The organism is Chryseobacterium polytrichastri, from assembly GCF_900142445.1.
GTDB lineage: Bacteria > Bacteroidota > Bacteroidia > Flavobacteriales > Weeksellaceae > Chryseobacterium > Chryseobacterium polytrichastri.
In genome coordinates this window covers 1-7234 of the sequence record NZ_FRAV01000069.1, presented here as the reverse complement: position 1 = coordinate 7234, position 7234 = coordinate 1, and the positions used below count along the sequence as shown (strand labels likewise).

Annotated in this window: 7 protein-coding genes; 5 read left to right on the top strand and 2 right to left on the bottom strand. The window is 34.7% G+C overall.

The annotated features are described in order from the left end of the window. Positions 1–183 precede the first annotated feature (183 nt). The gene (locus tag BUB80_RS22725; RefSeq protein WP_073297987.1) at positions 184–1806 is read right to left on the bottom strand and encodes an ABC-F family ATP-binding cassette domain-containing protein; all 1623 of its coding nucleotides are present in this window, start codon (positions 1804–1806) and stop codon (positions 184–186) included. Between the two features lie 195 nt (positions 1807–2001). On the opposite strand from BUB80_RS22725, the gene smpB reads away from it, so the two are divergent. The 5 genes from smpB (at position 2002) to BUB80_RS22700 (ending at position 6745) form a co-directional block, all read left to right on the top strand. Then, entirely contained in the window at positions 2002–2460 is a 459-nt protein-coding gene (gene smpB / locus BUB80_RS22720) for an SsrA-binding protein SmpB (RefSeq protein WP_073297985.1), read from the top strand. A 77-nt stretch (positions 2461–2537) separates the two neighbouring features. After that, on the top strand, positions 2538–4058 hold the full coding sequence (locus BUB80_RS22715; protein WP_073297984.1) for an OmpA family protein: 1521 nt from the start codon (positions 2538–2540) through the stop codon (positions 4056–4058). A gap of 93 nt (positions 4059–4151) precedes the next feature. Next, the gene (locus tag BUB80_RS22710; RefSeq protein ID WP_073297982.1) at positions 4152–4892 is read left to right on the top strand and encodes a YebC/PmpR family DNA-binding transcriptional regulator; all 741 of its coding nucleotides are present in this window, start codon (positions 4152–4154) and stop codon (positions 4890–4892) included. Between the two features lie 56 nt (positions 4893–4948). Beyond that, entirely contained in the window at positions 4949–5773 is an 825-nt protein-coding gene (locus BUB80_RS22705; protein ID WP_054511993.1) for a UDP-2,3-diacylglucosamine diphosphatase, read from the top strand. Beyond that, positions 5774–6745 carry a glycosyltransferase family protein gene (locus BUB80_RS22700; RefSeq protein WP_073297980.1) on the top strand — a complete coding sequence of 324 codons (972 nt, stop codon included), beginning with the start codon at positions 5774–5776 and terminating at the stop codon, positions 6743–6745. Here BUB80_RS22700 and BUB80_RS22695 read toward each other — a convergent pair. Then, positions 6734–7024: a GNAT family N-acetyltransferase gene (locus BUB80_RS22695; protein WP_073297978.1), complete on the bottom strand. Its 291-nt coding sequence runs from the start codon at positions 7022–7024 to the stop codon at positions 6734–6736. The genes BUB80_RS22700 and BUB80_RS22695 overlap by 12 nt on opposite strands. Positions 7025–7234: the final 210 nt, after the last annotated feature.

Below are 7234 nucleotides of genomic sequence, written 5' to 3'. Positions count from 1 at the left end.
CCACATTTTTCGAATCATTATCTTACGCCAAACCAAATGCACAACCAGTCTGAATTGAAAATGAAAACATACAAAACAAAAAACCAAAGCAAAAATGTTTTTGCTTTGGTTTAATTATCTATTTTTGACCTATAATCTGTATCGCATTTTTAGGACCAGACAGATTTTAAAAATTGTATCCGATTAAGAATACATTTTTTCTCTTAATTCTTTGATCTTTTTATCAGAAAGATATTCGTCATAAGTCATTTCTCTATCGATAATTCCTTGAGGAGTTAATTCGATGATTCTGTTACACACTGTTGAAAGCATTTCGTGGTCATGAGATGACAACAATAGATTTCCTTTAAAGTTAGACAATGAGTTGTTCAGTGTTGTGATACTTTCTAGGTCTAAGTGGTTGGTAGGTTCATCAAGTAAAAGAACATTTGCTTTCTGAAGCATCATTCTACTGAACATACATCTCATTTTTTCACCTCCTGAAAGTACAGTACAAGATTTCAACGCTTCATCCCCTGAGAATAGCATTCTTCCTAAGAATCCTCTCATGAATTCTTCGTGACGTTCTTCATCATTTTTAGTGAATTGTCTCAACCAATCTACCAAGCTGATGTCTTCTTGGAAGAATTTAGTGTTATCCAAAGGCATGTGAGATTGGTTTGTGGTAACTCCCCAAGCTACATTTCCTTTATCTGCTGGATTATTTCCTGCTAGAATTTCAAAAAATTCAGTAATTGCTAAAGAGTTTTTAGAAAGTACAGCTACTTTATCTCCTTTTTTAAGGTTTAGATCGATGTTTGAGAACAGTAATTCCCCATCTTTCGTTTTTTCAAGACCTTTTACATCTAAAATCTGATCTCCTGCTTCTCTTTCCATTTCGAAAATAATAGCCGGGTATCTTCTTGAAGAAGGTTTAATGTCATCGATGTTTAATTTATCGATCATTTTCTTTCTTGCAGTTGCCTGTTTAGCTTTTGCAACGTTTGAACTAAATCTTGCGATGAAATCCTGAAGCTCTTTTTTCTTTTCTTCCGCTTTTTTGTTAGCCTGAGCTCTCTGTCTTGTTGCTAGCTGAGAAGCTTGATACCAGAAAGAGTAGTTACCAGTGTAAAGGTTTAATTTAGCATAATCTAAATCTCCAATATGCGTACAAACCGTATCTAAGAAGTGACGGTCGTGAGATACCACAATTACAGTGTTTTCGTAATCTGCAAGGAAATTTTCTAACCAAGCAATTGTTTCAATGTCAAGGTCATTCGTAGGTTCATCCAGAATCAATACATCAGGGGTTCCAAAAAGAGCCTGAGCCAAAAGAACTTTTACTTTGTCCTGGTTTTCAAGTTCCCCCATCATTTGCCAATGCATGTCGTCCTTAATACCTACGTTAGAAAGCATGGTCTGTGCATTAGATTCCGAGTTCCATCCTCCCATTTCATCGTAAACTACCCCAAGTTCACCTGCTTTAATACCGTCTTCATCAGAGAAGTCTTCTTTGGCGTACAAAGCGTCCATCTCTTCTTTTATTTCAAATAATTTTGTGTTTCCTCTTAAAACAGTTTCCAGAACAGTATATTGATCGTATGCAAAGTGATCCTGCTCCAAAACTGACATTCTTTTTCCTGGTTCCAGAGATACATGTCCTGTTGTTGGATCCTGCTTTCCTGTTAATATTTTAAGGAATGTAGACTTTCCTGCACCATTTGCTCCGATGATCCCGTAGCAGTTTCCTTTGGTAAACATGATGTTTACATCATCAAAAAGAACTCTTTTCCCGAATTGTAAAGATAAGTTAGATACTGTTAACATATAGTTTTGTAAATTTGGCGCAAAAATACGAAAAGAATTTGGGTATTTCGTAATAATGTAATATTCAAGTTTTTAAATATGGGGTATTTTTTATATATTTCATTAACGAAATTACAAAAAACGAAGTCTCAAAGAGATGACTTAATATAGGATTGAAGATAATTCAATCTTAATATAACTACTAGGAATACTAAAATGAAGATTGAAAAAACAGTCAATATATTAAATAGGAGAGCCAGATTCGAATATGAATTTATCGAAGAAATGGAAGCAGGTATGGTTTTAACAGGTACTGAAATCAAATCGTTACGTTCTTCAAAGGCTTCCATAACAGAATCGTTCTGTCAGTTTATTGATGGGGAATTGTATATCATTAATATGATGATTGATGAATATAAATTGGGAACATTTTATAATCATAAAACAAAAAGGGAACGGAAATTGCTCTTGCACAAAAAAGAATTGCAAAAACTTGAAAAGAAGCTAAAAGATGCAGGTAATACGATTATTCCTTTAAAATTGTATATAAATGATAGGGGCAAAGCGAAGGTGCTGATTGCCTTGGGAAGAGGGAAAAAGCTTTTTGATAAAAGGGAGAGCATAAAAGATAGAGAAAACAAACGAAATCTGGACAGAATATTAAAGAAAAGTTAAAAATCATTTGAAAAACTTTGTTTATAAAGAAAAATTATATTTATTTTGCATTATCAATTATTTAATCATTTAATTCTATGAAAAATCTAAAATTAGGAATTTCAGCATTGGCGCTTACTGTTGCTTCTACTGTGTTCGCTCAGACTACCAACAATCCGTGGATGATCGGGGTTGGTGCTCATGCGGAAAATCACACAGCAGTTAGAACTGGATTCAGTAATACGTTCTCTGCTAAAAATTTAACGAAGACAATGTTCAATACGAACAACTTCTCTATTACACCTCCATTATCTAAGCTTACAGTTGCAAGAAACGTTGCGAAAGGTTTCGTTGTAGATTGGCAGACTTCTGTTGGGAATGTTGAGAACAAAAGATTCAACATGGGTAAAGAGTTTATGTTGATGACTGGTCTTGGTTTACAAGTGAAGGCTGCAGGTCTTTTATGGAACGAAGAATCTTGGTTTGATCCATATTTAAGAGTTGGTGCTAACTACTTAAGACATGACTATACTGCTCTTACTTTCCCAAGAACTGATGTTAACGGAGAGTGGGTTCAAAATGGAGATAACGGTAACGAAAATGGTAAAGCTAACTTCTTTACAGTTTCTACTGGTGCTGGTGTAAATTTCTGGTTGACTAAAAACTTCGGTTTAGGTGTACAAGGAGATTACGTATCAACTCCAGGTGACAAATCTACAGTTGCTAACTTCTGGCAAGCTTCTGCTTCATTGAACTTCAGATTTGGTAACAGAGATAGAGATCATGATGGTATCTTAGATAAGGACGATTTGTGTCCAGATACACCAGGTTTACCTGAATTCCAAGGATGTCCTGATACTGACGGTGATGGAGTTCCAGATAAAGACGATCAGTGTCCAGATGTTGCTGGTCCAGTTGAAAACAACGGTTGTCCTTGGCCAGATACTGACGGTGACGGTATTATCGACAAAGATGATGCTTGTCCTACAGTTGCAGGTCCTGCTGAAAACAACGGTTGTCCTTGGCCAGATACTGACGGTGACGGTATCCTTGATAAAGATGATGCTTGTCCTACAGTTCCAGGTCTTCCTGAATACAACGGATGTCCTAAGCCAAAAGAACAAACTGCAATCGAATTAGAAGCTAAGTTTGGAAGTGTATTCTTTGATTTCAATAAAGCAACTATCAAAGCAGAATCTAAAACTGCATTAGACGAAGCTGCTGATTTGATTAAGAAAGACGGAGGTAACTATCTATTAGAAGGTAGAACTGATGCTAAAGGTGCTGCTGCTTACAACTTGAAATTATCTAGAGAAAGAGCTGCTGCTGTAGTTGCTGCACTAGATGCTAGAGGTGTAGATGCTAATGCTCTTAAATCTATTGGTGTAGGTGCTGCTAAAGCTACAGTTCCTGCAAAAGCTTCTGATGCTGAAAGACAAGTTGACAGAAAAGTAGTTGTAAAAGCTGTTACTGATGCTGCTCAGTGGAGTGCTCTTCAAAAAAGAGATTACGCAGATCCAACTCCAGTAAAAGTTAAAAAAGCTACTAAAAAAGGAGGTAAAAAAGCTACAGCTAAAAAGGCTACAGCTAAGAAAGCTCCAGCTAAAAAGAAAAAATAATTAATTTTTCTAAATAATAAATACCTCCAGTTCTCTGGGGGTATTTTTTTTTCGTTTACTTTTAATTAATTTTGTTGAAAATTTAAAATAAAAATGGGAAGAGCGTTTGAATATAGAAAAGCTTCTAAAATGGCCCGTTGGGATAAAATGGCCAAAACTTTTTCTAAAATAGGAAAAGATATCGCATTAGCTGTAAAAGCTGGTGGACCTGATGTTGAGGCAAATCCTGCATTGAGAAGATGTATCCAGAATGCCAAAGGAGCAAACATGCCGAAGGATAATGTTGAAAGAGCAATTAAAAAGGCAAGTGGTGCAGATGCAGAGAACTATGAAGAGATTACATATGAAGGATATGGGCAAGGAGGTGTTGCTTTCTTCGTAGAATGTACAACGAATAATACTACGAGAACGGTTGCCAATGTAAGAGCTGTTTTTAATAAGTTTGACGGTAACTTAGGCAAGAATGGTGAATTAGCTTTTATCTTCGACAGAAAAGGTGTTTTCAGTATCGATATTGCTCAGATCAAAATGGATTGGGATGATTTCGAAATGGAAATGATCGACGGTGGAGCAGAAGATGTTGAAAAAGATGAAGAGGAAGTGATGATCACCACTGCTTTTGAAGATTTCGGTTCTTTATCTCATAAACTAGATGAGCTTAAAATTGAAGTGAAGAGTGCAGAACTTCAAAGAATCGCCAACAATACAAAAGAAGTTACAGAAGAGCAGTTCAAGGCAAACATGAAAATGCTTGACCGTTTCGAGGAAGATGATGACGTACAAAACGTTTATCACAATATGGAAATTACGGAAGAGTTGATGAACTCTCTATAAAAATAATATAACATTCATATACAGTTAACTTTCAATTAGTTTCTTTGCATAAAACTATGAAAAGAGATATTGAGTTAGTTGTTATTTCGGATGTTCATTTGGGAACTTATGGATGTAAGGCTAAAGAATTATTAAGATATCTAAATTCTATTCAGCCTAAGATTTTAGTTTTGAATGGTGATATTATCGATATCTGGCAATTCAAAAAGTCTTACTTCCCTAAACCTCATTTGAAGGTGATCAAGAAAATTCTTTCCTTGGCCACCAAAAATACTGATGTGTACTATATCACAGGGAACCACGACGAGATGTTCCGAAAGTTTACCGATTTTCAATTGGGTAAGCTTAAAGTCTGCAATAAAATTTGTTTAAACATTGATCAAAAGAAAACCTGGATCTTCCATGGGGATGTTTTCGATGCATCTGTCCAGCATTCTAAATGGATTGCTAAATTAGGAGGAAAAGGGTATGATTTATTAATTGTAATCAATAATGTTGTAAATTGGTTTTTAGATAAAATGGGGAAAGAGAAATACTCATTTTCAAAAAAGATCAAAAACAATGTGAAAAAAGCGGTGAAATATATCGGTGATTTTGAATTGACGGCCTCTGAGTTGGCCATCGATAATCATTATGACTATGTTATTTGCGGACATATTCACCAACCTCAAATCAGAGAAGTTATCAATAAAAAAGGATCTTGTACTTATTTGAATTCCGGAGATTGGATAGAAAATTTATCTGCTTTGGAATATAATGAGAAAGAATGGAAAATCTTTTATTATGATGAGCATAAACATTTGTTGAAAGATGATGAAGTAGAAGAAATTCAGGATATGGATAATTCTGAGCTTTTAAAAATAGTAACCAATTTTTCCTAAATGAAAATCTTATACGCATTTCAGGGTACCGGAAACGGACATGTCGCAAGAGCACAGGAAATTATTCCCATTCTTAAAAAATACGCTTCGGTTGATACATTGATCAGTGGTCATCAATCGCAATTAAAGGCTGATTTCGACATTAACTTTCAACATAAAGGTATTTCCCTTCTTTATAACAAAACCGGAGGATTATCCTATCGAAAAACGTTTGTGGAGAATAAGTTTTTTGAAGCAATCAAAACGATTAGGGAACTAGAGTTAAAACAGTATGATTTAATTATTAATGATTACGAACCGTTGACAGGTTGGGCTAGTAAACTCAAGAAGCTTCCTATGATAGAATTAAGTCATCAGGCGTCCATGAGTTTTGCTGAAACGCCGAAACCAGATAAGAAAGATTTTCTTGGAGAGATGATTCTGAAATACTACGTTCCCAGTGAACGGAAGATAGGTTTTCATTTTGAAAATTATCACCCACAAATCAAAAAACCTGTTATTCGCCATAAAATAAGAAATCTTAATCCTGATAAAAAAGGCTATTATCTTGTTTATTTACCGAGTTTTTCTGATGAAAATATTATTAAAGTTTTAGAGCAAATTCCTGTTGAATGGAAAGTGTTTTCAAAGCACAGTAAAATTCAGTTTAAAGTAAGAAACGTTGAAGTTTTCCCAATTGATGAAATTCAATATTTAAAATATTTTGAAAACTGTGAGGGTATTTTATGCAACGCCGGTTTCGAAACTCCTGCTGAGGCCCTTTTTATGGATAAAAAATTATTCGTTATTCCTATTCATAACCAATACGAGCAGGAATGCAATGCTTGTGCTTTAGATAAAATGGGAATTCCGAATTCTAAAGTTTTAGCATTAAATGAAATAAGAGATTGGGTAGCTTCTGATCATCATCTTAAAGTAAACTACCCGGATAATATTGAGGATATATTGGTGAATGATGTTTTAATTCTTTAAAAAGATATCATCTACATCGCTCATTCTCGTCATTACAGCTCTTGCGTAAGAACAGTGTGGATAAACCTTCCAATTATTTTCTCGCGAGAATTTGATGGCTTCCTCAACCAAATATTTTCCCATTCCTCTGCCTTCAAATTCAGGGTGAACTAAAACGAAGGAAATGATTAATTTATGATCTTCAGGAAAAATGGTGTAGGTTAATCTTCCTATTTCTTTGATTTCGTTATTTAGCGTAAGAACTCCGCCGTTTCCGGATTTATTGTTTTCAAATTTCATAATTAAGGCTTTGTTGATTAAATACAAAAACTGCACCGAGCTATTGTTAAACACAAATTACACTAATTTTTTCACTAATAACACAATGTTGTGTATCAATAGGAATGGGCTAAAGCCCAATGTCATTAAGTTAGTGTATTTCATAAGCTATTTCGTTGATTTTTAGGAACTATTGGTTTTGCTCTTGCTCTGTATTTACCAATATTCCTT

Bases quoted from the DNA above. Each gene is read 5' to 3' on its own strand.
- BUB80_RS22725 (WP_073297987.1), bottom strand. From the start codon at position 1,806: ATGTTAACAGTATCTAACTTATCTTTACAATTCGGGAAAAGAGTTCTT.
- smpB (WP_073297985.1), top strand. From the start codon at position 2,002: ATGAAGATTGAAAAAACAGTCAATATATTAAATAGGAGAGCCAGATTC.
- BUB80_RS22715 (WP_073297984.1), top strand. From the start codon at position 2,538: ATGAAAAATCTAAAATTAGGAATTTCAGCATTGGCGCTTACTGTTGCT.
- BUB80_RS22710 (WP_073297982.1), top strand. From the start codon at position 4,152: ATGGGAAGAGCGTTTGAATATAGAAAAGCTTCTAAAATGGCCCGTTGG.
- BUB80_RS22705 (WP_054511993.1), top strand. From the start codon at position 4,949: ATGAAAAGAGATATTGAGTTAGTTGTTATTTCGGATGTTCATTTGGGA.
- BUB80_RS22700 (WP_073297980.1), top strand. From the start codon at position 5,774: ATGAAAATCTTATACGCATTTCAGGGTACCGGAAACGGACATGTCGCA.
- BUB80_RS22695 (WP_073297978.1), bottom strand. From the start codon at position 7,024: ATGAAATTTGAAAACAATAAATCCGGAAACGGCGGAGTTCTTACGCTA.